The sequence below is a fragment of the Elizabethkingia bruuniana genome, from assembly GCF_002024805.1.
GTDB lineage: Bacteria > Bacteroidota > Bacteroidia > Flavobacteriales > Weeksellaceae > Elizabethkingia > Elizabethkingia bruuniana.
Map to the genome: position 1 here is coordinate 2,586,778 of NZ_CP014337.1, position 24,530 is coordinate 2,611,307.

Genomic DNA, 24,530 nt, shown 5'->3' on the forward strand with positions numbered 1-24,530 from the left:
TTGAAAACTAATCTTATGCAAAAAATTTTACTGTGCAGCCTTATTACAGGTGCCCAGATGATTTTCGCCCAGACTTATGAAATTACTTATCAGAATTCATTCGAAGGGAAGATAAATCCTAATCAGAATCATATCATCAGCATTACCAATAGTGATAAAACACTATTATTCAATGAGAAAATAAAAAATAAAAAAGCTAATTTTCCTTTTGAGGTTAATGAAATTAACAGAAAAAACAATGAAGTTAGCCAGTTTGCTTTTCTTAATAACAATGAAGTTGTAAAAACAAGCGATAATACAATTCTTGCTAAACAGGAGTTCAAACCGACTTCCGAAACCGGAAAAATACTGGGCTATAATGTAAAGAAAGCTGTAACAAGTGTAAATTCTAATACCATAGAAGTATGGTATACCAATGATCTTAAAGTAAAAGGAGGTCCAAGTATATTGGGACAGGATTTAGGTCTGGTACTAAAGACAGTAAGAAATGGCAGCTCTGTTGTTGAAGCAACTTCAGTAAAAAAAATAAAATCACTGGACGATCAGGTTTTATTCAATGGGAAGAATATTGCTGAAAAAGATGCGCTTACTTACAAAGACATGATTTGGAAGAGTAGATTTATCACTATCCCTGTTTTCGAAAATGAAACAATTAACTTTAGTGATGCTTCTAAATCTGATCAGATTATTCAGCGCTTTGGTAACGGAACAATTATCCTGAAGAAAGTAAAAATCCCGGAAATTAAACAAGGCAATACAATTTTTGTAGAACTAAAACAAAAATCTAATGGCGATGCATACGACCGAACCGGAGATGTATTTATAATTCCGCAGGAAAGAGCTATATCTTATTATACAGGTTTAACACAGGGTGTAAAATCACTTCCGGTATACCAGAACGGAAATGGTAAATCCTACCAAGGCGTTGCTTTAACTTCGGATTATCTTCCGTTTATTGAATTGATGCGCTTTTTTACACCTTTCGGAATTGGACATTTCAATGAAAAGATTCAGCTGAAAGGAAAAAATTGGCACGACAATACACCATACCGTCAGGACATCACCGAACTTCGTCCGCAACTAAGTGGAAAAGAAGTCTTAGTAGGAGCATTTATCGGGAACTACGATAAAGGCGGACATCAGATAAGTTTAGAATTAAGCATACATCCGGATCAGCAGAAAATTGTGAATAATAACTTTGTGCTGCCTGTTTTCAATACTACCAATGTAATGGAAATGGCTGGTCAGGACTATCCTACTATGTTTAGCTCTGACAAAGGAGTTGAAGTTGAGTTTATTTTGGCAAAAGATCTTAAAAATGCACAGTTACGTTATATTACAACCGGCCACGGTGGCTGGGGAGAAGGTGATGAATTTGTACCAAAAGAAAATTCTATTTATCTGGACGGGAAACTGGCACATGCTTTTACACCATGGAGAACAGATTGTGGATCCTACAGATTATTCAATCCGGCATCGGGTAACTTCGAGGACGGCCTTTCTTCTTCGGATCTCAGCCGTTCCAACTGGTGTCCCGGGACTATAACCAATCCGGTTTATATCAACTTAGGAAACCTGAAAGCAGGTAAACATACGATACAGGTTAAAATTCCACAGGGAGCTCCGGAAGGAAGCAGTCAAAGCTTTTGGAATATCTCAGGCGTTCTCCTAGGACAGGAATAACAAATAGGTCAATGGGTCAATAAGTGAATATACGATCTTTTGTCAATTCACCCATTCACTTATTCACCTATTGACTTAATTGACCATCCACTTATTGACAATACAAATTTCCCATCTTAATTTTTTTCGGTTAGGATGGGATTCTTTTTTATGATTCTTAAAAAAATCCTACTATAAAATTAATTTATGCATATTTTTCTTAATCAAATATTTTTATTTGTTTAAAAAATAATCGAATTGCATATTTGCATTAATAAAATGAATTAAAATTTAAAAACATAAGAAAATGTGCGGGATAGTATGCTTATTTGATGCAAAACAAAAAACAGAAACATTAAGACCTCAGGTACTGGAAATGTCTAAAAAAATCAGACACCGTGGGCCAGACTGGTCAGGTATTTTTCAGGACGAAAAAGTAATTTTCTCTCATGAAAGACTGGCAATTGTAGATCCTACTTCAGGGAAACAACCTCTTTTCTCTAAAGACGGAAATCTTGTTTTAGCAGTAAATGGCGAAATCTATAACCACCTGGAACTAAGAAAAGAATTTCCTGAGTATGAATTCCTGACACAATCTGATTGTGAAGTAATTTTAGCACTTTATCAGAAATACGGAAAAGATTTCTTAGAAAAACTGAATGGCATCTTTGCTTTTGCATTATATGACATAGAAAAAGGCACTTACCTTATTAGCCGCGACCATATGGGAATTATCCCTTTATACCGCGGTTGGGATGCACACGGAAATTTTTATGTAGCTTCGGAACTTAAAGCTTTGGAAGGTGTTTGCAATAAAATTGAAGAATTTAAACCAGGACACTTGTTGTATAGTGGAGATGGTGAAGAATATCAGCAATGGTACTCAAGAGATTGGGAAAGCTTCGATACAGTAAAAGATAATCCTACTGATATCGCAGCCCTTAGAAAGGGACTAGAAGATGCTGTACACCGTCAGCTGATGAGTGATGTTCCGTATGGTGTTCTTTTATCCGGCGGACTGGATTCTACTATTATTGCAGCAGTAACAGCAAAGTTTGCTTCCAAAAGAATTGAAAGTGGTGATACGCAGGAAGCATGGTACCCGCGCTTACACAGTTTTGCAGTTGGATTAGAAGGATCTCCGGATCTTGCAGCAGCGAGGAAAGCTGCAGACCATATAGGCTCTGTTCACCACGAAGTAAAATACACTATTCAGGAAGGACTGGATGCAATCCGTGATGTTATTTATCACCTGGAAACTTATGATGTGACAACTATCAGAGCTTCTACTCCGATGTATCTTCTGGCAAGAGTCATAAAATCCATGGGAATCAAAATGGTACTATCCGGCGAAGGTTCCGATGAATTATTCGGAGGTTATCTTTATTTCCACAAGGCACCAAGTGCTCAGGCATTTCATGAAGAAAACGTAAGAAAGCTAGGCAAACTTCACCTTTACGATTGTCTTCGTGCAAACAAGTCTCTGATGGCATGGGGTATTGAAGGCCGTGTACCATTCCTAGATAAAGAATTTATGGATATTGCCATGACAATCAACCCTCAGGACAAAATGATAACACCTGAAAGAATGGAAAAATGGGTTCTGAGAAAGGCTTTTGAAGATATCTTACCGGAAAGCATCGCCTGGAGACAAAAAGAGCAGTTTAGTGATGGTGTAGGCTATAGCTGGATTGATACTCTGAAACAAATTGCAGAGGATGAAGTAAGCGATGAAATGATGGTAAATGCTAAATACCGTTTCCCTATCAACACTCCTATGAGCAAGGAAGAATACCGTTACAGAAGCATATTTACAGAATTATTCCCTAGCGACAGCGCTTCACAAACGGTACCTTCTGTCCCTTCTGTTGCCTGCTCTACACCTGTAGCTTTGGAATGGGATGAGGCCTTCAAAAAAATGAATGACCCTAGCGGACGTGCTGTAAAAGTACATGAAGTAAGTTACTAACAATCACAGATATTTCAATCAACACCAAAGCGCAACCCTGTAAGGTTGCGCTTTACTTTGATCTATGATGTTGTTTTCTGTTTGAAGGTTTATTTCTTAACCGTTTTAATCTCTCCCTGATATTGGTTATCTACCACAAGGATAAGGCAAGGTCTCATCGAATAACTTTGCTTTCCTTCCACTTTTTCTTCATAAGCCAGTGTTATTACATCTCCACTTTTAGATAGTGTTGGCATATTCAGATTTGTCAGCATATCTGTAGAAGGATTAATCACAGCAATAACATATTGCTTGGAAAAATCGATTTTTGTAGGCATATTATTCATGGTCGCTGCTGCACCAAAAAACTTCTCAAACCCTTCTTCATTTGTAATCTTTTCTACAAAAGTTGGCTTATCTTCCAGTGTGTTTTTGATAAAATAGTTTTTAGCTAACGCGAAAGGAACTTTCATATTCATTCCTGTTTCTTTTGTCATTTCTTTATCAGATGCTTTTTTCGTACTCTGACAAGACATTACTGTAAGCGCTGCTACCAATAAAATGGATGCTGTTTTTTTCATTATTGTTTGTTTAAAATATATTATTTGTGTTTTTATCGTTTGCAAAAATAGCCGTCTTTATCCTAAATTACAATTTGATAAAATGTTTATTTTTAGATTTTATGTGACAGCTATCTTTTCGTCAAATGTGTTTTCAAGAATGCAAATATTATGATAATTAGTAATAAATGTCAAAAAAACTAGTACTACACACATACCTCATCCCTGTCAGTACAATGGTTTTCAATAATTTGAAAACATCAATCCAAATCCTGAAAGAACACATACAGATCCTGATCTGTTGGTACATTCAGTTTTTTTCTGAGTCTGTGTTTTTTCTGCTGTACCGATTTATGCTGAATAAATGTATAGTTTGCAATTTCCTTGGATGAAAAGTTTAGTTTAATCATCGCACAAAAGGCAAGCTCAGAGCTTACAAGGCCTGGATCTATTTTAAGCAGATTGTCTATAAATTTGGGGTATACTTCCCGAAATCTGGTAAGGAAAGTAGAATCATTTTGCTTTGCCAAAACAACCAGCTCTTCAAAGACATTCCCATCTGCCATTATATTCTTTGGTTCTCCTTGCTCATCTTTATCCGCATATTTTTTCAGTAATAATTTTCTGTTTCGTTTATAGATATACATTGAAACAATAAAACTTAGTGCTACTAATCCGAAAACATAAAAGAATGTTCTGTTTTTATCAGTCTTTAATTCCTTATCTTTATCTGCAAGCATTTTCTCTATCGACTGATTAAGTATTTCATTCTGCTTTAAATTAAGACTATCATTGGCTTTTGTATACTTAATAATAAAATCATGCTCTTTTTCAGTTTCACCAAGTTTTTCATAAACCTTTGCTATAGACTGGTAGATAAAAGGAATTTGATAAATTCTGTTAGTAGCTGTATACATTGACAAGGCTTTTTCATAGTAGCTTAAAGCTTCTTTGGAATTATTTATTGCATCATAATATTGCCCAGAAGTCTGATAAACCATTCCTCGTTCCGAAGTTTTTTCCGGAGTTCCATTTAGCTTTATCAGCGCCTCTTTTAGATAAGTATCCGCTGAATCTTTACGTCCCGTATACTGTAAGTGATGTTTGGCAATAAGTGCCAGATATAATGGGCTCCTGTCTATATTTAGTGCCCGATGGAAATAAATCAGAGAAGAGTCTGGCCGTTCTTTAACGTACATAAAATCTGCTCTGTTTGCATATACCCTGCCCAAAAAATAACTTTTCTGATCTTCAACAGAAGATTTTTTCAAAAAATATAATGCCTTAGCATTATATATCAGAGCATTATCATGAAGCCCGATAACTTTATTTAGCTGACCATATTCCTGGTACAATTTAGCACTAAGCGGAGCATGTTTATTATCTGCAATAATATCGTCTGCTTTGCGGATGTACTGAAATCCATTTTTGTAGTTGCCAATTGTAGAATACATATTGGCTATATTGATGTAGCATAAAGCTTCTCCCTCTTTATATTGCTCTTTCTCTGCTTTGGCAAGGTAATCCTGATTAAGCTTTACAAGACTTTTATAATCCCCCGAAATACGCAGTTTTTCGTTTTTTTTAAGCAGAGTTTTATTAAAACTTTCTTCTGAAAATTGTTTTGATTGCTTATTACACCCCAATACAAAACACAACAAAAAAAAGCTTAAACACCCATATTTTAAAAACTTTCCCTTATCAGATCCCATGTTCTATTTTAACATTTACACCATTGCAAACATTATTCCTAAAAACCATTTATTTACCTTTCAAGATACATATAATTATAGATATATTTCGATATAAATATTACAGAAACATTATTATAAATAATTAATACACAATAATAAAATACCGGATAAGCACTGGGAGTATAATTTACTCATGAGTTTATTATTTCCTATCTTAGTTTTTCATTTTTTTTAAATCAACAGCCTTGAAAGAAAGCATCACGATACATCCGCACACTGCCGGAACGCCAATTCCCTATAACCTTTTATTACTCGCTGATCCGTCAAAAGAATTAATTGATCAGTACATCAAATCCGGACAGCTTTACCTTGCAAAAGGTAATGATGAAATTATCGGATGCTATGTACTTTGCCCATGGGACTCTAATACCATAGAAATTAAAAACATAGCCGTATACGAAAAATTTCAAAATCAGGGAATCGGGGGATTACTACTGAAAGATGCCATTATAAAAGCTAAAAATAAATTCTATAAAAAACTGGTTATAGGAACCGGAAATTCCAGTACAGGGCAGCTTTATCTGTATCAGAAATTTGGTTTCAAAATTACAGATATCCGAAAGAATTTCTTTAAGGATAATTATTCCGACCCAATATGGGAAAATGGCATTGAGTGTACAGATATGATCTTGTTGACTATGAAATTATAAAAAACTAATTCCTTCGAAATAATACCGAAGTTATAATTTCTACAGACAATAGTATAATAACTACATCTATACCGGCAGATCAATTGGTATTTTTGCTATTAAAATTTTAGTATCATGAATGCTTCCGGTATTACCCGTAAAGATTTTATTAAAAGTTCGGCTTTAGCTGTAGCTGGTTTAGCAATAAGCCCAGGCTTGTTGGCAGCCAGTCCTTTTAACCTTACTAACGATAAAACGATGAAGGGAACAAAAAATATATTACTGAAAAATGTAAGGCTGGAAACCGGATTCGAATACGAAGGAAATGAAGTTGTAGCTACTAAAACAGGATTATTCTGTATAGAAATTGCCAACGGAAAAATAAAAGCTGTTTCCCCAAATAATCCTTCTGCAAAAGCTATTGATGTTAAAGGCCTTCTTATGCTTCCGGCATTTAAAGATATGCACATCCATCTGGATAAAACTTTTTATGGCGGTCCATGGCAGGCTGTAAGAAAAAGACAAGGTGGTGTAAAGGGCATGATTGCTCTGGAACAGCAGATCTTACCTGAGATGTTAAAGACATCTACATTCCATGCTGAAAAGCTTATTGAACTACTTCAATCTTGTGGTACGTCTTATGCCAGAAGCCATGTAAATATAGAGCCAACTTCTAAACTGGAATCGCTAAAAAATCTGCAAAAGGCTTTGGATAACAAAAAAGCTACTTTTGGGGCTGAGCTTGTCGCTTTTCCGCAGCATGGTGTTTACTATACAGATTCTGCACCATGGATGAAGGAAGCCGCTCAAACAGATATAGATTATATTGGCGGCGTCGATCCATACAATGTAGACGGACAGATTGAAAAGACTATGGATTTTACTGTTCAGCTGGCTTTAGATCATAATAAAGGAATTGATATCCATTTGCATGAAACAGGAGAATCAGGCCTGAAAACAGTAGAATATCTGATTAGTAAAGTAAATGAAAACCCTGTACTGAAAGGCAAAACCTTTCTGAGTCATTGTTTCGTTCTGGCAAAACTGGACAAAACTAAACAGGAAGAGATCGCTGAAAAATTGGCTAATGCAAAGATAGGTATCATGTCCACAATTCCTTTCGGAGGGCTTATTATGCCTATACCTACATTATATAAATACGGTGTAAACATTGGTACCGGAAACGACAGTATCATAGACCACTGGAATACATGGGGAAGCGGAAGTGTTTTGCAAAAAGCAAATCTTATGGCTCAGCTTTATGGCTATTCAACAGAATTTTTACTTTCCAGAAGTTTAAAATTGGCAACTTATAATATATTACCTCTGGATGATAAAGGCACACAACAATGGCCTAAAGTCGGAGATACAGCGGATGTTGTACTTGTAGATGCCAGCTGCTCCGCAGAAGCTGTATCCAGAATATCACCTGTAAAATCTCTGATCCATCAGGGAAATATTGTTTTTTAGTCATCAGTAAATAAAATATATGAGAGTCATTCTTTTTTTGCTTTCTTTCGGCATTCTAAGTAACTGCCACTCTCAGGTAAGAGAAGATAAAGTGGAAAGCACATCAGTACATATTATAGACGCTGTTAAAAATAATCAGCAGGCATTAGTTGAGAAAGCTTTAAAAGAAGGTACTAAAGTCAATACAGAAGATAGCAACAAGCGTTCTCTACTACTCATTGCTACTATTTCCGGAGCAACAGATACTGCTAAATTACTTGTTCAGTACGGCGCGGATGTCAATCAGCAGGATGATAAGTTAGACAGTCCTTTTTTATATGCAGGCGCCAGCGGGCAAACAGAACTTGTAAAATTATACCTCACTCATGGTGCACGTTTTGATATTTTCAACAGATACTACGGAACGGCACTTATTCCGGCTAGTGAGCGTGGACATGTAGAAACCGTAAGGCTACTGGCCAATACAAAAGACTTCCCCATAAACCATGTCAACAGATTAGGCTGGACAGCCTTAATGGAAGCTGTTATTTTGGGTAACGGTGGTACAAAGCACCAGCAGGCTGTACAAATATTAAAAGATGCAGGGGCTGATCTTAATATTCCGGATCATGACGGAAGAACTCCTTTGCAACACGCAAAATCTTTAGGTTTTAAAGAAATTGTTAAAATACTTGAATCTTAGAATTCTCCTGAATGTGATATTCTAAAGTTTTTTCATCCATGCAGAAACACTGAGACAGTTTAGATTGATATTATATAAATCATGTTTCTGTATGGTTTTTAAGATTAGTGTACATCGCATAATTCAACGCAAAAAATATTTTAAATACTATAAAAAATTACTATTTTTAAAAATAAAATAGCGCATATGAATGATCAGCCCGATCATTTTCCTGTATTAGGAATTCAGGAGTTCAATCAGGGAATTCCTGCCGATTGTGATTTACTCTTCCATGAATTACACGGAGAGAGGTCCATCGACTCTCCGCATAAACATGATTTTTTTATTATTCTGTTATTCAAAAATGGTGAAGGGGTTCACAATATAGATTTTATCGACTATTCTTTATCAGATTATCAGGTTCATCTTTTATTTCCGGAACAGGTACACCAATGGAAAATAAAACCGGAGACTATAGGTTATCAGCTTATGATAGGCCGAACTTTATTTGAAGGGATGTCTCCTTCACTGCGTTTTCCGCTGGCTTATTATCACAAACATCCTGTTATCAGTATTTCAGAAGAAGAATTCAGCACACTTCTCTACGAATTCAGCGCTATCCGCAAAGAACTGGAAACAACACCTATTCTATGGGACATTATCAGCACCCGTTGTAAACTTATTGCACTTATTCTTAGCCGGATTGCTGAAGGTATTTTTAATGATTTCAAGATTTACAGTTCCTCTCCCCTGTTATCAAAATTTCTTGATCTAACTGATCAATTTTTCAGACAGGAACGTTCTGTTAACTTTTATGCAGACAGACTAAGCATCTCACCTAACTATCTCAACATTATCTGCAAAAAACATCTGAATGCTTCTGCATCATCGCTCATCCAGAACCGTACTTTATTAGAAGCTAAAAGACTTCTGATGTCTACCGATATATCTGTAAAAGAAATTGTATACGAGTTAGGTTTTTATGACCACGCAAGCTTTTCCAAATTTTTCAAGATGCATACCGGAATGACTCCCTCACAGTTCAAAGAGAAGAAATAAATTATACACCACAAAGCATAATTTGTACACCTTCCACAAAACTTGGGTATAATAACTTTGTCATTGTTAATTACATTCCTATGTCACAAGCAAATAATTATACTTTAAAAAACGTCCTTTTAGAAACTGGCTTTGAATACGATCAAAAAGAAGTCATCAGAACCCAAACCGGACTTTTCTGTGTAGAAATTGAAAACAATGCAATAAAGGCTGTTACACCCAACAATCCTTATGCAAAAGCTATAGATGCAAAAAAACGGTTAATGCTTCCTGCATTTAAGGATATGCATATTCATATTGACAAAACATTATTCGGGCTACCATGGAAAGCAGTTTCGCAAACCAGAAGGACAGTAAAGGATATGATTGCTTATGAGCAAAAAATTATTCCTGAATTACTAAAGACTTCTACAGAACGTGCAGAAAAACTGATAGCGTTTACACAATCTTATGGTACTCATTACGCCAGAACTCATTTTAATGTAGATCCTACTTCCGGATTAAAATCTCTGGAACATCTGGAACTGGCACTAAAGAACAAAAAAGATTCTTTTCAGGCAGAATTAGTAGCCTTTCCTCAACATGGTGTATACTATACCAATACAGCTCCTTTAATGAAAGAAGTCGCTCAGCTAAAGAGTGTTGATTTTATTGGCGGCTTAGATCCTTTCAGTATAGATGGAAGTATTGAAAAGCAAATGGATTTTATTGTACAGCTGGCTTTGGACAACCATAAAGGAATAGACATCCATCTTCATGAGACAGGAGAATCGGGAATAAAAACAATAGAATTTTTGATCAATAAAGCGCTGGAAAACCCTGAACTGAGAGGCAAGACATTTGTGAGCCATGCCTTTGCATTAGGACATCTTTCTTCTGCTGAAACAGAGAAAATAGCGGAGCGACTGGCAGCAGCACAAGTGGGAATCGCCTCTTCTATACCATTCAAAAATACTATTATGCCTATTCCTACCCTAATGAAGCATGGTGTAAATGTATTAATCGGTAATGATAATGTACAGGATCATTGGGGAACCTTTGGTTCAGGTAATATGCTTCAAAAAGCAAAACTGGCTGCTGAACTCTATGGTTACGGAACCGAATACAATCTTTCCAGAATGCTAAAACTGGCAACCCAAAATATTACTCCACTGGATGATAAAGGAAATATGCAATGGCCAAAAGCAGGAGCTGCTGCCAATATTGTACTGGTAGATGCAAGCTGTTCTGCTGAAGCAGTTTCCAGAATGGCTCCTGTTCATTCTCTAATCCATGAAGGGAGTTTGATTTTTCAAAAATAAATTGATTTGTGAGTAACTCATAATGAGCAGTTAAAATAAATTTCCGTATTTTTCCGCCCCAATGGAGCTAAAAGTTCTGGAAAAAATACGGAAATTAGCATCCCCTTAATTGACTCTCATGAAGTTGTGTATTGCCGAAAAACCAAGTGTAGCTAAAGATATCGCCAAAGTATTAGGTGCAAATACTCCTATGCAGGGTTATTTCGAAGGCAATGGCTACTGGGTTACCTGGACCTTTGGCCACTTATGCACACTTAAAGAACCTCATGATTACGGACCTCAATACAAATCCTGGAATTTAATTTTCCTTCCCATTATCCCACAAAATTTTGGTATAAAGCTTATTTCCAACAGCGGAGTACAAAAGCAATTTAAGGTTATTGAAAAATTAGTCGGCGACTGTGAAGAAGTAATAAACTGCGGTGATGCCGGCCAGGAAGGGGAATTGATACAACGATGGGTATTACAAAAAGCAAAATGCAATAAACCGGTAAAAAGATTATGGATTTCTTCACTTACCGAAGATGCCATAAAAGAAGGCTTTGCAAGCCTGAAGCCAGCTGAAGATTATAAGAATCTATATCTTGCCGGCAATGCCCGTGCTATAGGCGACTGGTTACTGGGTATAAATGCAACCCGACTATTTACTAAGAAATTTGGCGGAAACAAAGCTGTTCTTTCTATCGGGAGGGTACAAACTCCAACACTGGCAATGCTGGTACAGCGACAAAAAGAAATAGATGCTTTCCAAACAGAGGAATACTGGGAACTAAAAACAACTTATCGGGAAGTACTGTTTAATGCAGCCATCGATCGTTTAAAAACTCAGGAGAAGGCAGAAAAAGGCTTGGAATACCTGAAGCAGCATCCTTTTGAGATCGTTTCATTCGAAATTAAAGAAGGAAAAGAAAAGAACCCGCGTCTTTTCGACCTTACCGGATTGCAGGTGGAAGCCAATAGAAAATATGGTTTCTCTGCAGAAAGCACGCTGAAATATATCCAGAGTCTATACGAAAAGAAGCATACTACCTATCCACGTGTAGATACAACATACTTATCGGAAAGTTTATATCCAAAAATTGGCGGAATTCTGCGCAGCATGTATTTCTACAGAGAATATACAGAATCTTTACTATCACAGCCTATACCTATGTCTAAAGCGGTATTTGATGATACCAAGGTAACAGATCACCATGCAATTATCCCAACGGAAGTACCTCCTTCTCAAAATCTGAGTAAGGAAGAGAAACTTATTTATGATCTGGTAGCCAGAAGGTTTATTGCGGTGTTCTATCCGGAATGTAAAATATCCAATACATTGGTAGAAGGAAAAGTCGGTACTATTCCTTTCAAAGCAAACGGAAAGCAAATATTGGAACCTGGTTGGCGAATTATTTATGCCAAGGATAAAAAGGAAAGCTCTGAAAAGAATAAAGAAGAGGAACAAAATATTCCTGAATTTAAAGTTGGTGAAAGTGGTGAACACATTCCGGTTATTCATCAGGGAAAAACTTCTCCTCCAAAACCTTATACCGAAGCAACATTGCTACGGGCTATGGAAACTGCAGGAAAGCAGGTTGAGGATGAAGAATTGCGTGAATTAATGAAAAACAATGGTATTGGGAGACCTTCAACCCGTGCCAACATTATCGAAACGCTTTTCAAAAGAAAATATATTGACAAAAAGAAAAAGAACCTATACGCAACTACAACGGGTATAGAACTTATTGATACTATTGAGGATGAGCTTTTGAAAAGTCCGGAACTTACTGGAGAATGGGAATTTAAGTTACGAAAAATAGAAAGCGGAACTTACGAGGCCAATCATTTCAAGGAAGAACTGATTCAAATGGTGACCGACCTTACCCGGAAGGTTATTAATGAAAAAGCCAAGGTGATATCGCTACACCAGATCCCGGAAGTTAAAGAGAAAAAAGAAAAAGCTCCGAGAAAAAGTACAGTTATTGAATGGGAGCAGGAAAAGTGTCCTAAATGTAAAGATCAGCACCTGATGAAAGGTAAAACAGCCATTGGCTGTTCCGATTTTAAAAATTGCGGTTTCAAAGTTCCTTTCATTTTGTTTGGTAAAAAAATTACCGAAAAACAAATTCAGGATTTAGTTTCAAAAGGAAAGACGTCCAAATTAAAAGGTTTCTCAGAACACCCAGCAGACCTGAAAGAAGGCGTTCTGTCATTGGATGAAAACTTTAATATACAATTAGGATAGTTAATAGTTTCTACTTTTCATTTTAAAGTTCTTCGTCTGTATATTCAAAAAAAACTACATTTGTGAAATTTAAAATTTCATTAATGTCACCAGTTGTACTGTTATTAATTGTTTTCGCCTATTTCGCTATTTTACTCTACGTTTCGTACAGAACCGGAAAAGGAAGTAATAATGAAAGTTTTTTTATCGGAAACCGTAACAGTAACTGGATGCTGGTTGCCTTCGGAATGATTGGCACCTCCTTATCCGGTGTTACATTTGTGAGTGTTCCCGGTGCAGTCGGAAAAGACAACTTCAGCTATTTACAGATTACACTGGGATATCTTATAGGCTACATTATTATCGCTTATGTACTCCTTCCACTCTACTACCGTTTAAAGCTCACCTCTATATACAGTTACCTGCAACAGCGAATGGGAAAATTATCCGAAAAAACCGGAGCTACAATTTTTATTATTTCCCGTTTAGTTGGTGCTACTGCGAGACTTTATCTGGTTGTTAATATCCTGCAGATGACAATTCTGGATAAACTAGGTGTCCCTTTTATTGCTACAACTATTATTATCCTGGGAATGATTATTCTGTACACTTACGAAGGTGGTGTAAAAACTATTGTATGGACAGATACACTCCAAACTTCCTGTATGCTGGGCGGGTTAATCATCTGTACAATTTATATGCTTTCGCATATGGGGATAAGTGTAGGTGAAAGCTTTACAGCAATGCATGAAAAGGGTTATACTCAGATATTCGGTACAGATCCTATGGAGAAGAATTTCTTTATTAAACAGATTATTGCCGGCGCCTTTATTACAATTACTATGACAGGTATAGACCAGGAAATGATGCAGAAAAGCCTTTCTGTAACCAACCTAAAAGACTCTCAGAAAAACATGGTAAGTCTTGGCTTCATTATGTTGGTGGTTATTGGTCTATTCCTTTATATGGGAGGATTATTACACCTGTATGGAGCAAGAGAACATGTTGAAGCTGTTGGTGATGGTCTATTCCCGGCTATAGCTCTGGAGCATATGTCTCCAGTAATTTCCGTTATCTTTATCATTGCCTTAATTTCGGCTTTATTTCCAAGTGCAGATGGTGCGATGACAGCCCTTACCTCTTCTTTCTGTATTGACATTCTGAATATTAAAAATAAAGGCTGGGAAGAGAAAAAGCAGGAAAAAATAAGAAAAAGAGTACACATTATTGTTGCTATATCTTTCCTTATTATGGTACTTGTCTTTAAATGGATTAACGACAGTTCCATGATCGGAATAATCCTGAAATTAGCAGGCTTTACATATGGACCATTATTAGGTCTATTTGTCTTCGGAATATTCACAAAATACAAAGTCAAAGACCACCTGGTTCCTTATGTATGTATTGCAGCGCCAGTAATCAGTTACTTTATAGACAAATATCAAGAACAGATTTTTGGAGATTTCAAAATAGGATTAGAGTTATTGCTTATCAACGGATTACTAACATTTATCGGATTATTCCTGATCAGAAAGAAATAAAATTTTCTTATTCATACCTCAACGCATCTATAGGATCCAGGCGTGAAGCCTTTTGGGCAGGATAATAACCGAAGAAAACACCGGTAACTGCGCAGACAAAGAATGAGATTAGAATGGAAGATTCAGTTATATAGGTAGGCCACGCGAGAAATACAGTAACAATCTCTGAGACTGCAATTCCCAGTATTACACCAATAATTCCGCCTGTAAGGCTTATTAACACAGCTTCTATAAGAAACTGCAGTAATATATCTTTACCTCTGGCTCCAATAGACATACGCAAACCTATCTCTTTTGTTCTTTCTGTAACGGAAACATACATAATGTTCATAATACCAATTCCACCCACAATAAGGGAAATCCCTGCAATAGCAGATAATAAAACGGTAAGTAACTGACTTGTAGATCCCATTGTAGAGATTAGCTCGGCCTGTGTACGTATACTGAAGTCATCATTAGTACCATCCGGATTCAGTCTGTGTTGTTTTCTCAGCACTTGTGAGATTTCATCACTGGCCTGTTGTGAAACATCTGCCGTTGCAGAAGAGGCATAAATAGTCTGCACATAAGTAATACCTAAAAATCTTCTCTGAACAGTATTAAACGGTGCTATAATAACATCGTCCTGATCCTGTCCAAATGCATTTGCTCCTTTAGCTTCAAGCACACCAATTACTTTCATCGGTACTTTATTAAAACGGATAATACTTCCTACAGGACTTTCCCCGTTAGGAAAAAGGTTACCAACAACTGTTTGTCCCAAAAGACAAACTTTATTAGACGACGTTACATCCTTAGCTGTAAATAACATTCCATCTGATACATTCCAGTCTCTTATACTAAAATAATCTGCATTAACTCCCTGTAACTGTGTAGGCCAGTTATTGGCTCCGCTTATTGATTGGCCGTTGGTCTGTACTGCTGGTGATACATAAGAAACATCATCAGCTCCTTTTGCTATAGCATCAACATCTACTGGTTTAAGAGACTGTAAACCCGCAGCTCCAATCCTTGCCCCTCCGGAGACATTTACATTACTGGTTGGTCGAATTGTAATCATATTAGACCCCATAGAGGAAAGCTGATCACTGATACTCTTTTTAGAACCTTCACCTATAGCCGTCATTGCTATAACCGAAGCTACACCGATAATAATACCCAGCATAGTAAGAAAAGCCCGTAATTTGTTTCTAAGAAGGGCTTTCCAGGCAATTCTGAAAAGATTTACAAGGTTCATTTTGCAGTTTGTTATTTATAGTCATCATTTACGGGAAGATTCTCCAGTGCTTCTTTTGCCGATCTTACTTCCGGATTTTTCATATCTTTAATTACCTGCCCGTCCCTTAGGGTTATTGTTCTGCTGCTAAAAGAAGCAATATCGGGTTCATGGGTCACAAAAACGATTGTTTTACCATTCTTGTTCAACTCCTGCATGAGTGCCATAATTTCGTAAGATGTTCTGGTATCCAGATTTCCTGTAGCCTCATCCGCCAGAATCATAACAGGTTCATTTACCAGCGCCCTTGCAATAGCAACCCTTTGCTGCTGCCCACCCGACATCTGGTTAGGCAAATGCTCGATCCTGCTTTCCAGCTTTACCGCCGTAAGGGCTTCTATAGCTCGTTTATTTCTTTCCTCTGCAGAAACTTCAGGATTATATAACAGCGGAAGTTCCACATTTTCTTTAGCCGTTGTTCTGGGTAAAAGATTATATGCCTGAAATACAAAGCCTATTTTTATATTCCTTAGCTTTGCCAGCTCATCCCTGCTTAGATCTTTAATATTTACACCATCCAGAATATAATCCCCTTCCGAAGGTTTATCAAGACATCCCAAAATATTCAGCATTGTAGATTTACCAGAACCACTACTTCCCATTATGGTTACAAATTCACCTTGATCCACGGAAAAGCTAACACCTTTCAGTGCATGGACAGTTTCTTCACCCATTACAAAGTTTCGTTTCAAATCTATTATTTCCAAAATTTTTGACATGACCTCTATTTTTATCTTGGACCACCGCCACCAGCATTATTCCCTTTGCCGCCTGATCGTTGTGGAAGGAAAGGGCTTTTAGCAGTACCTTTAGACGATTTTTTGGTGAGCATTTTATATCCTGTAATAATGTTATCTCCTTTCTCGAGACCAGATATTACCTGAATCTCGGTATCGTTATCCATTCCCGTTTTAATTTTTTTATGCACAATGGTATTATCCTTATTCAGGATCCAGACCCCGGCTTCATCCGAAGTTTTTTTCTTATTAAATCCTTGTTTTCCTGCTCCTTTGTGCTTTTTGCTATTCTTGAATGCAGGAGCATTAATCACATAGCTTTTGGCAACCAGACTATCCGGGTGGAAAGCAATTGCCTGAGCAGGAATTTTCATCACTTTAGAAAGTTCTTTTGTTGTCACCGTAATATTTGCGGTCATTCCCGGCTTTAATTTCAGACTGGTATTATCTGCATTAATCATGGTAATATAATTCACAACATTAGCAGAAATAGTAGGTTGTAATCTTACCTCAGAGACAGTTCCGTTGAAACTTTCATTGGGAAATGCATCTACCGTGAAACTTACTTTCTGACCAGCTTGTACATTCCCTATATCTGCTTCATCAATAGTTGCACGAACCTGCATTTTCGACAAATCTTTAGCTATGCTAAAAAGAGTCGGTGTACTAAAGCTTGCGGCAACTGTCTGCCCTTCGCTGATATTCCGGTTCAGAACAGTACCATCTATAGGAGAATAAATACTGGTTAAAGACAGATTTTTATTAGCTGCAGCCAATTGAGCACCCACCGCTCCAACCTGGGCTCTCGAAGCGTTATAAGCATTTTGTGCATTATCATAATCTGCCTTACTTATTGCTCCAACTTTATACAACTGAGATTGTCTGTTGAAGTTGATTTCATTATACGCCTGATTACTTTTAGCACTCTGGAGGTTAGCATTCATTTGCAACATTTGGTCTCTCAATAATTCAGGATCCAGCACAGCCAGAAGCTGCCCTTTTTTCACTTTGGAATTGAAGTCAACATATATATTTTTAATAGTTCCGGATACCTGTGTACCTACAGCTACTGTATCTACAGGTTCTATTTTTCCTGTAGCAGTAATAGACTGAGAAATATCTCCTATTGTGGGATAAGTTGTTTCCAGCTGAATTTTAGGTGTAGTATCCCTTTTAATCCAATAGAAAAGTCCACCGGCTATCAGGACTCCTAAAATAGTCCATACTAACCATTTTTTATTATTCTTTTTCATTGCTTAGTCAATGTTATCGGAGTTCCTGTATAAAAATCGTAAATCTGTTTATTGAGAACAGCTCCATATTTAGCTTGCAGAAAACTCTGTAAAGCTTGTATATAAAGCAGTCGTTGCTGTTGTAACTGTACATAATCTATAGCTCCCAGTTTTAATTGTGCTTCCACAATATCCAAGCTTTGTTTACTAATATCCATTTGCTTTTTAGCTGATGTAAACTGAGCCAGAGAATTCTGAAAACTTATATAAGACTGTTCGACCTGCTGATTCAGAACTGTTTTTGTATTCACTAAATCCAGGTTAGCCTGCTCAATCGCAATTTTAGATTTTTCAACACCAGTTTTATAAATTCGGTTATTATATATTGGAATAGCAAGACTAAGTCCTATTGGTAAATAGAAATTATTTCCCAATTGCGATGTATAGCTTCCATTTCCATTTGTATAATTTGTAGAAGCACTGCTTATGACATTCAGCGTTGGCTTAGTAGATGCCTGAGCCATTTTAAGCTGTAAATTGGCATTCTGTATATTCAGCTCTCCAAATCTGATTTCCGGACGCTGATTCTGAGCCATATTTTCGGCTTCCTGAAGAGCTCTTACTTCGTTACTAACTCCTATACTATCTGGTGCTTGAATCTGGAAATCATATGCTGAAGGTAACTGTAACAATTGTTTCAGATTAACAATATCTGTACGCAGGTTATTTTGTGCCTGAGTAAGGTTATATTCGTCTTGTGCAACCTGAGATTGTAACTGTAACAGGTTAAGCTTAGAAATACTTCCTGCATCATATAGCTGTTGTCCTTGTTTCAGTAATACCTGAGTTGTGGAAAGCACCTGTTGTAGAGAAACAATGTTTTCCTTAGCCATCATAATATTCAGAAACGCCTGAGTAATACTCAAAGTGATATTATTTTCTGCTTCCTGTACAGACAAATCCGCCATCTGTACCAAAAGGTTTTTGGAAGACTCATTATTCCGGATATAACCGTTATGATAAATGGTCATTGATGAGTTTAGACCAATACTCTGAGAAGGAACTCCTGTAAATTGAAGTCCATTATTAGAACTTACAGCTGCAAGACCTTGTGAAACGGAGCCTGTAAGATTCGGATATTTTGCCTGCTGAGCTTGCAGTAAATCCTGACGGGCAGAACTTCCGGAAAGCCGCAATGAATTAATTGATATATTATTATTTCTGGCATAATCTATACAATTTTCCAGAGTCCATTGTTCAGGATAACCTCCGGTTTGTGAAAAGCCTTCGGTTATTATAAAGAAACAAATTAAGAGTATAATCTTTGCTTTCATCACGCTTGATTTTGGTGATACTTTGTTCAAGAAAAAATTAATCCACTCCTACATCCGCCAATACATTTAACGCAAATTTAACTTAATTATACAATAATCAAAATAAAAAAGCCATTTTTTAAAAGAAAATATAAATAAGATTAAAATAACCTTAATATTTCTATATACAATTACAATATGATTTAGATATTCATAATAAAAAATCCCTAAAGATAATCTTCAGGGATTTTTTTATTTTACAACCAGCCTTGGGCTTTCATCCATTCATCATTGTATATTTTCCCTACATAGCGGCTGCCATGATCGTGTAATAATACAACGACAACATCATCTTTCGTAAATCGGTCCTTCATTTGCACCAGAGCTGCAATAGCACTACCTGCAGAATACCCGCAAAAGATGCCTTCTTCCAGAGCCAGCTTTCTGGCATAGATTGCCCCGTCTTTATCGGTTACTTTTTCGAAATGATCAATAACAGTCATATCATAATTCTCCGGGATGATATCCTCTCCAATACCTTCCGTAATATAGGTATGAATTAAAGACTTATCAATTTCTCCGGTTTCATGGAAATGTTTCAGAATAGAGCCGTAAGTATCTATCCCGATAACCTGAATATCCGGATTTTGTTCTTTGAAGAATGTTCCACAACCCGTAACAGTTCCACCAGTACCAGCTCCTGCAACAAAATGAGTAAGTTTACCTTCAGTCTGTTTCCAAATCTCTGGTGCTGTACTTTCATAGTGAGCTTGTCTGTTGGATGGATTGTCATACTGGTTTACATACCAGCCATTAGGTGTTTCCTGAGCCAGTCTTTTAGAAACCGAGTAATAAGATCTTTTACTTTCTGGTGGTACATCAGTTGGACATACAATAACCTCAGCACCTACAGCTCTAAGTATATCACATTTCTCTTTAGACTGTTTATCATTCGTCACAAAAATACATTTGTATCCTTTGATAATTGCTGCTAAAGCCAGTCCCATTCCAGTATTTCCGGATGTTCCTTCAATAATGGTCCCTCCTGGTTTTAGTCTTCCGTCCTTTTCTGCATCTTCTATCATCTTCAGTGCCATACGGTCTTTCACCGAATTGCCCGGATTAAAGGTTTCTACCTTGGCCAGAACCAAAGCAGGGAAATCTTCACCCAACACTCTGTTTAGCTTTACTAATGGTGTATTCCCAATAGTCTCCAGAATATTATTTGCGTATTCCATTTATGATTTAATTTATTATTAGGGTAATTTTTAATTTAAAAGAAATATATCACTTTTTTAGAAATCGAGTTTCTTAATCAGTTTTCCGTTTTCATCCAGGAAATATACTTCATAGCTTGTTCCGTCAAAGCTTTTAACAATCTCAAAAACTCTGTGTTTATACTGAACCGGAAGACTGTCCACATAACGTTTCTTATCTTCAGGTAGTTGGTCGTAAGTAATGACTTTTTCGAATTCAAAACCTTCGGACCATTTAAATTCAATAGTGTAGTTATCTTCAGACCATGCTAAATGGCTTCTGAATCCTTTTCTTTCCCATGTAGTATACAAACTGGCATTTTCGTCTTTCTGAGCTTTTGTAAAAAAGCCCACCAACATAATGACTCCGGATATTACCATTGCAGAGAAACCAATCTGATGAAACCATTTTATACTGATCTTTGGTAAAATTTTCTTCATAACATAGGAAGAAAGTATTGCAGCCGCTGCAACAACCAATCCTACTTTCAGTACCATTAATGTAAAAAGTCCGAAATAGATGTACATAATAAGCTTTACAATATGCAATACTACTTCGTTTGCTGCTCTGGTAGCTACAATCTGCTGATTGGTCATCCCGAATCTCAAATAAAACCTGTTAAACAAAAGCCCAACAGCACCAGTAATTCCGGATATAAATCCTGCAAAGAAACCAATGATCAGCAAGGACCATGATTTCAGCCCTTTTTCGGTTTCATAATCTTTCTTTTTATTCTTGAATACCTGCGGAAGATTACTGATAAGGAAAATGGACATTAATAATTCTATCCAGATTGGATTAATATAACTCAGCATCCAGCTTCCCAACCATGCAGCCGGCAAAGCTGTTGGCAGAAAGTAACGGACCACTTTCCAATTAATATCTTTGTAAAAAATAGCAATCCTGGACACAGAGCTGCTGGCAGTACCAATTGATAAAGCTGCAGGAACCTGAACTACTGGCAAGAAACGATTAAGAACAGGAATAAGCATTAGGCCTGCACCTCCTCCGCATATTGCGCTTATACCAAATGCAAGAAAGCTGCAAATAAAAACTATTAGATAAAACATCTAGTTATATTTTATAGACTTTACAGGCGATATCTTACTAATCAGGTAACTTGGTACAATCATCGCCAAAGCAGCAATCAGAAGGATCCCTATAGAAATCCCAAGAATATAGAGAATATTAAGATCTACCGGAACTACACTGATAAAGTAATTATCCGGATTCAGTTTTATAATCCCAAAGTATTTCTGAATAAATAATAAACCCAGTCCGATAAGATTCCCGGCCACAAGCCCCGGAACCATAATAAGAAGTGTATTGTTAATAAATACCGAACGAATCTGGAAATTAGTTGCTCCCAATGTCTTCAGTACACCAATAGAATTAGTTCTTTCTATAATAAGAATTAGCAACACCATGATAATATTGATCACAACTACGATAAGCATAATTGCGATAATCAATCCAATATTGGTATCAAATATATTCACCCAGTCATTAATCTGCGGGTACATTTCTGTCGCTTTTTCTGCATAGTTTTTATAGCCTATCAGCTCTTCTATTTTAGGGTACTCTTTATCTATGTCATCAATGTCTTTCAGATAAATATCCAGTCCGCCAATGTCGGACTTTTCCATTCCCTGAATTTTCCGAACCTGATTAATATCCCCTATTACAAAAAGATCATCGATAAGTTTGATATCTGTTTTATAGATTCCGGCTACTTCAAATTTTCGATAAACAGGTTTTTGATCTTCTTTAGAAAATATGGCTACTATAGAGTCCTTAACCTTCAGGCCAAGGTCTGTAGCAATTTTACCAGATACAATAACCTCATTGTTATATCCATTTTCATCATATTTCGGAATACTTCCGGAAATCATAAATTTCTCAAAGCGCTCTCTGTCAAAATCTTTACCTACGCCTTTATATACAACTCCGTCAAAGCTTTTCTCATTCCTCATTATACCACTTACCATAGCATAGGACTGAACTGAAGCTACAGAAGGAGTGTTTTGGATTTTATTATAATCCAGTCCTGCTTTATTGAGTACAGAAGAAGTATAAGAGTTATCCGATTGTGCGGACTTTACAGAAATATGACCGGAAAAATCTGCCATTCTTTCCTTAATCGCTTTCTTCGCTCCCAATCCGGTACAAACTGTAATAAGAGATACTATAATCCCTAATGCTACAGAAAGCCTCCCTATAAATATTATAATTCGGGAAAGGTTATTTTTGTTATCCTTGGAAAATGCTATCTTGCGTGAATAATATAAAGGAAATTTCAACAGTATGAATTTTAGCCTCAAAATTAAAAATTTAGTTCTGATCTGCCTAATCTATTTTGGCTTTCAGTCATTTTTTAATGCTCAGAATACCACAACATTTAAAACCGGAGCCGATCAGCCGGAGGTATACCTGCCCTTATTAAAAAATAAAAAAGTAATTGTTCTAACCAATCAGACAGGTGTACTTAGCGATAGTAAACATACTCATCTTGTAGATTTTCTTATTTCTAAAAAAGTAAATATTACCAAAATATTCACACCTGAGCATGGTTTCAGAGGAAATGCCGATGCCGGAGAGCATGTAAAAAGTGATATAGATAAGCAAACCGGTTTGCCCATTGTTTCTTTATACGGAAACAATAGAAAACCAAAACCAGAACAAATTAATGATTCCGATATCATTCTATTCGATTTACAGGATGTAGGTGTCAGATTTTATACTTATATATCCACATTAACTTATGTAATGGAAGCTGCTGCCGAAGCGGGTAAAGAAGTTATTGTACTGGACAGACCAAATCCACACGATGGTTACACAGACGGTCCTGTACTAAATAAAAAATGGACATCTTTTGTAGGCATGCACGAAATTCCGGTTATATATGGTTTAACCATTGGTGAATATGGCAATATGGTAAATGGTGAGGGCTGGCTTAAAAATGGTATCAAAGCTAAATATACTGTCGTTAAAATGGCCAATTACCACAAAAAGCAACGTTATGGTGTATTAGAAAAGCCATCCCCTAATCTTCCAAATGATAAAGCGATTAACCTCTATCCAAGCCTTTGCTTTTTTGAAGGAGCTAATATCTCTCTAGGCCGCGGAACAGAATTTCCTTTCCAGGCTTACGGATCTCCTTATACAAAAGATTTCAGTTTTAAATTTACACCAAAACCGTCTTATGGGTCTAAAAACCCACCACTCAACGGTCAGGAATGTTTCGGTGAAGACCTAAGAAATTATCCGGAAGCATTAACCGGAATTAATCTTGAATGGCTGATCAAAGCTTATAAAGATTACAAAAGCCCTGCGGGTAAAGGTGATTTCTTCCTGAAAAATCTATTCTTTGATACGCTTGCAGGATCTGATCAACTGAGAAAGCAGATTATAGGTGGAATGTCTCAGGAGCAGATTAAAACTTCATGGAAAAAAGGACTTGAAGACTTTGAGAAAACAAGACAGAAATATGTTGTTTACCCTAACTAAGTTAGAAGTTAGTGCAAAGTTAATTGTATTATATATGTTGTTATATGTTGTTATATGTTTTATATAAACAATCCATATAAAATCACAAATAATACAGTTTTGCGGTTCCACAGTTTGCATAACATCAGAAGTACAAAATTAGAATATAAATATTCAGCTTATTTATAAAAGTAAAGGCTCCGGAATTCCGGAGCCTCTTATTTTTCAGTCTATATCGTGATGTTTATTATCACCGCCTTTTCCACGCTGATAAATAATAAGTCCGATCGCAATTCCTACTGCTCCGGCCCCACCATTCATTAGTGCTCTGGATAATTTATCCGGCGCATCATTTCCTATATAATTCATCAGGAAAACAATAATGAAGGTCAATACGATAATAACGTAATACTTGGAATTATTAAATAAGTCTTTCAT

General features: G+C 36.6%; 20 protein-coding genes. 10 read left to right on the forward strand and 10 right to left on the reverse strand.

The genetic code is table 11. The features are described 5' to 3' along the window. The first annotated feature begins 15 nt into the window (after window positions 1–15). Entirely contained in the window at window positions 16–1,683 is a 1,668-nt protein-coding gene (locus tag AYC65_RS12020) for a PNGase F N-terminal domain-containing protein (protein WP_034866036.1), read from the forward strand. Between the two features lie 286 nt (window positions 1,684–1,969). After that, window positions 1,970–3,631 (forward strand): asparagine synthase B, encoded by a 1,662-nt coding sequence (gene asnB, locus AYC65_RS12025; RefSeq protein ID WP_034866034.1) that lies wholly within the window; start codon window positions 1,970–1,972, stop codon window positions 3,629–3,631. Between the two features lie 89 nt (window positions 3,632–3,720). Here asnB and AYC65_RS12030 read toward each other — a convergent pair whose 3' ends face one another. Beyond that, the gene (locus AYC65_RS12030) at window positions 3,721–4,191 is read right to left on the reverse strand and encodes a hypothetical protein (protein ID WP_034866033.1); all 471 of its coding nucleotides are present in this window, start codon (window positions 4,189–4,191) and stop codon (window positions 3,721–3,723) included. A 239-nt stretch (window positions 4,192–4,430) separates the two neighbouring features. Continuing rightward, window positions 4,431–5,882 carry a hypothetical protein gene (locus tag AYC65_RS12035; RefSeq protein WP_034866031.1) on the reverse strand — a complete coding sequence of 484 codons (1,452 nt, stop codon included), beginning with the start codon at window positions 5,880–5,882 and terminating at the stop codon, window positions 4,431–4,433. Between the two features lie 227 nt (window positions 5,883–6,109). Between AYC65_RS12035 and AYC65_RS12040 the strand changes: the two genes are divergently transcribed. From AYC65_RS12040 to AYC65_RS12070, 7 genes are all read left to right on the forward strand, one after another. Beyond that, window positions 6,110–6,574, forward strand: a complete 465-nt coding sequence (locus tag AYC65_RS12040) for a GNAT family N-acetyltransferase (RefSeq protein WP_052114584.1) — start codon at window positions 6,110–6,112, stop codon at window positions 6,572–6,574. 114 nt (window positions 6,575–6,688) lie between these two features. Continuing rightward, window positions 6,689–8,023, forward strand: a complete 1,335-nt coding sequence (locus AYC65_RS12045) for an amidohydrolase family protein (RefSeq protein WP_034866030.1) — start codon at window positions 6,689–6,691, stop codon at window positions 8,021–8,023. A 19-nt stretch (window positions 8,024–8,042) separates the two neighbouring features. Beyond that, the gene (locus AYC65_RS12050; RefSeq protein ID WP_034866029.1) at window positions 8,043–8,705 is read left to right on the forward strand and encodes an ankyrin repeat domain-containing protein; all 663 of its coding nucleotides are present in this window, start codon (window positions 8,043–8,045) and stop codon (window positions 8,703–8,705) included. 186 nt (window positions 8,706–8,891) lie between these two features. Beyond that, complete coding sequence (locus AYC65_RS12055) at window positions 8,892–9,743, forward strand: AraC family transcriptional regulator (RefSeq protein WP_034866026.1); 852 nt, start codon at window positions 8,892–8,894, stop codon at window positions 9,741–9,743. Between the two features lie 80 nt (window positions 9,744–9,823). Continuing rightward, window positions 9,824–11,044: an amidohydrolase gene (locus AYC65_RS12060; protein WP_034866024.1), complete on the forward strand. Its 1,221-nt coding sequence runs from the start codon at window positions 9,824–9,826 to the stop codon at window positions 11,042–11,044. 118 nt (window positions 11,045–11,162) lie between these two features. After that, a complete protein-coding gene (locus AYC65_RS12065; protein WP_034866021.1) occupies window positions 11,163–13,271 on the forward strand; it encodes a type IA DNA topoisomerase in 2,109 nt (702 codons plus the stop codon). 83 nt (window positions 13,272–13,354) lie between these two features. Continuing rightward, entirely contained in the window at window positions 13,355–14,791 is a 1,437-nt protein-coding gene (locus AYC65_RS12070) for a sodium:solute symporter (protein ID WP_034866018.1), read from the forward strand. A 7-nt stretch (window positions 14,792–14,798) separates the two neighbouring features. Here AYC65_RS12070 and AYC65_RS12075 read toward each other — a convergent pair whose 3' ends face one another. The 7 genes from AYC65_RS12075 to AYC65_RS12105 form a co-directional block, all read right to left on the reverse strand. Next, window positions 14,799–16,028 carry an ABC transporter permease gene (locus tag AYC65_RS12075; protein ID WP_034866016.1) on the reverse strand — a complete coding sequence of 410 codons (1,230 nt, stop codon included), beginning with the start codon at window positions 16,026–16,028 and terminating at the stop codon, window positions 14,799–14,801. An 11-nt stretch (window positions 16,029–16,039) separates the two neighbouring features. Further along, the gene (locus tag AYC65_RS12080) at window positions 16,040–16,786 is read right to left on the reverse strand and encodes an ABC transporter ATP-binding protein (protein WP_034866013.1); all 747 of its coding nucleotides are present in this window, start codon (window positions 16,784–16,786) and stop codon (window positions 16,040–16,042) included. A gap of 11 nt (window positions 16,787–16,797) precedes the next feature. Continuing rightward, window positions 16,798–18,057: an efflux RND transporter periplasmic adaptor subunit gene (locus tag AYC65_RS12085; protein ID WP_034866011.1), complete on the reverse strand. Its 1,260-nt coding sequence runs from the start codon at window positions 18,055–18,057 to the stop codon at window positions 16,798–16,800. Further along, entirely contained in the window at window positions 18,054–19,370 is a 1,317-nt protein-coding gene (locus AYC65_RS12090) for a TolC family protein (RefSeq protein WP_034866008.1), read from the reverse strand. The genes AYC65_RS12085 and AYC65_RS12090 overlap by 4 nt, the downstream gene beginning before the upstream one ends. Window positions 19,371–19,606: 236 nt before the next feature. Continuing rightward, window positions 19,607–20,587 (reverse strand): PLP-dependent cysteine synthase family protein, encoded by a 981-nt coding sequence (locus AYC65_RS12095; RefSeq protein WP_034866005.1) that lies wholly within the window; start codon window positions 20,585–20,587, stop codon window positions 19,607–19,609. Between the two features lie 57 nt (window positions 20,588–20,644). After that, window positions 20,645–21,676, reverse strand: coding sequence for a sulfite exporter TauE/SafE family protein (locus AYC65_RS12100; RefSeq protein WP_034866002.1), 1,032 nt, complete (start codon window positions 21,674–21,676; stop codon window positions 20,645–20,647). Further along, entirely contained in the window at window positions 21,677–22,906 is a 1,230-nt protein-coding gene (locus tag AYC65_RS12105; protein WP_034865999.1) for an ABC transporter permease, read from the reverse strand. 4 nt (window positions 22,907–22,910) lie between these two features. Here AYC65_RS12105 and AYC65_RS12110 point away from each other — a divergent pair, with 4 nt between their 5' ends. Then, entirely contained in the window at window positions 22,911–24,113 is a 1,203-nt protein-coding gene (locus AYC65_RS12110) for an exo-beta-N-acetylmuramidase NamZ family protein (RefSeq protein ID WP_034865996.1), read from the forward strand. A gap of 204 nt (window positions 24,114–24,317) precedes the next feature. On the opposite strand, the gene AYC65_RS12115 is transcribed toward AYC65_RS12110, so the two are convergent. Further along, window positions 24,318–24,530, reverse strand: coding sequence for a hypothetical protein (locus AYC65_RS12115; RefSeq protein WP_034865994.1), 213 nt, complete (start codon window positions 24,528–24,530; stop codon window positions 24,318–24,320).

What these genes read in the sequence shown, in the direction of transcription:
- AYC65_RS12090 (WP_034866008.1), bottom strand. Translation starts at nt 19,370, where the DNA reads ATGAAAGCAAAGATTATACTCTTAATTTGTTTCTTTATAATAACCGAA.
- AYC65_RS12045 (WP_034866030.1), top strand. Translation starts at nt 6,689, where the DNA reads ATGAATGCTTCCGGTATTACCCGTAAAGATTTTATTAAAAGTTCGGCT.
- AYC65_RS12050 (WP_034866029.1), top strand. Translation starts at nt 8,043, where the DNA reads ATGAGAGTCATTCTTTTTTTGCTTTCTTTCGGCATTCTAAGTAACTGC.
- AYC65_RS12100 (WP_034866002.1), bottom strand. Translation starts at nt 21,676, where the DNA reads ATGTTTTATCTAATAGTTTTTATTTGCAGCTTTCTTGCATTTGGTATA.
- asnB (WP_034866034.1), top strand. Translation starts at nt 1,970, where the DNA reads ATGTGCGGGATAGTATGCTTATTTGATGCAAAACAAAAAACAGAAACA.
- AYC65_RS12055 (WP_034866026.1), top strand. Translation starts at nt 8,892, where the DNA reads ATGAATGATCAGCCCGATCATTTTCCTGTATTAGGAATTCAGGAGTTC.
- AYC65_RS12110 (WP_034865996.1), top strand. Translation starts at nt 22,911, where the DNA reads ATGAATTTTAGCCTCAAAATTAAAAATTTAGTTCTGATCTGCCTAATC.
- AYC65_RS12095 (WP_034866005.1), bottom strand. Translation starts at nt 20,587, where the DNA reads ATGGAATACGCAAATAATATTCTGGAGACTATTGGGAATACACCATTA.
- AYC65_RS12030 (WP_034866033.1), bottom strand. Translation starts at nt 4,191, where the DNA reads ATGAAAAAAACAGCATCCATTTTATTGGTAGCAGCGCTTACAGTAATG.
- AYC65_RS12080 (WP_034866013.1), bottom strand. Translation starts at nt 16,786, where the DNA reads ATGTCAAAAATTTTGGAAATAATAGATTTGAAACGAAACTTTGTAATG.
- AYC65_RS12065 (WP_034866021.1), top strand. Translation starts at nt 11,163, where the DNA reads ATGAAGTTGTGTATTGCCGAAAAACCAAGTGTAGCTAAAGATATCGCC.
- AYC65_RS12075 (WP_034866016.1), bottom strand. Translation starts at nt 16,028, where the DNA reads ATGAACCTTGTAAATCTTTTCAGAATTGCCTGGAAAGCCCTTCTTAGA.
- AYC65_RS12060 (WP_034866024.1), top strand. Translation starts at nt 9,824, where the DNA reads ATGTCACAAGCAAATAATTATACTTTAAAAAACGTCCTTTTAGAAACT.
- AYC65_RS12070 (WP_034866018.1), top strand. Translation starts at nt 13,355, where the DNA reads ATGTCACCAGTTGTACTGTTATTAATTGTTTTCGCCTATTTCGCTATT.
- AYC65_RS12115 (WP_034865994.1), bottom strand. Translation starts at nt 24,530, where the DNA reads ATGAAAGACTTATTTAATAATTCCAAGTATTACGTTATTATCGTATTG.
- AYC65_RS12085 (WP_034866011.1), bottom strand. Translation starts at nt 18,057, where the DNA reads ATGAAAAAGAATAATAAAAAATGGTTAGTATGGACTATTTTAGGAGTC.
- AYC65_RS12035 (WP_034866031.1), bottom strand. Translation starts at nt 5,882, where the DNA reads ATGGGATCTGATAAGGGAAAGTTTTTAAAATATGGGTGTTTAAGCTTT.
- AYC65_RS12020 (WP_034866036.1), top strand. Translation starts at nt 16, where the DNA reads ATGCAAAAAATTTTACTGTGCAGCCTTATTACAGGTGCCCAGATGATT.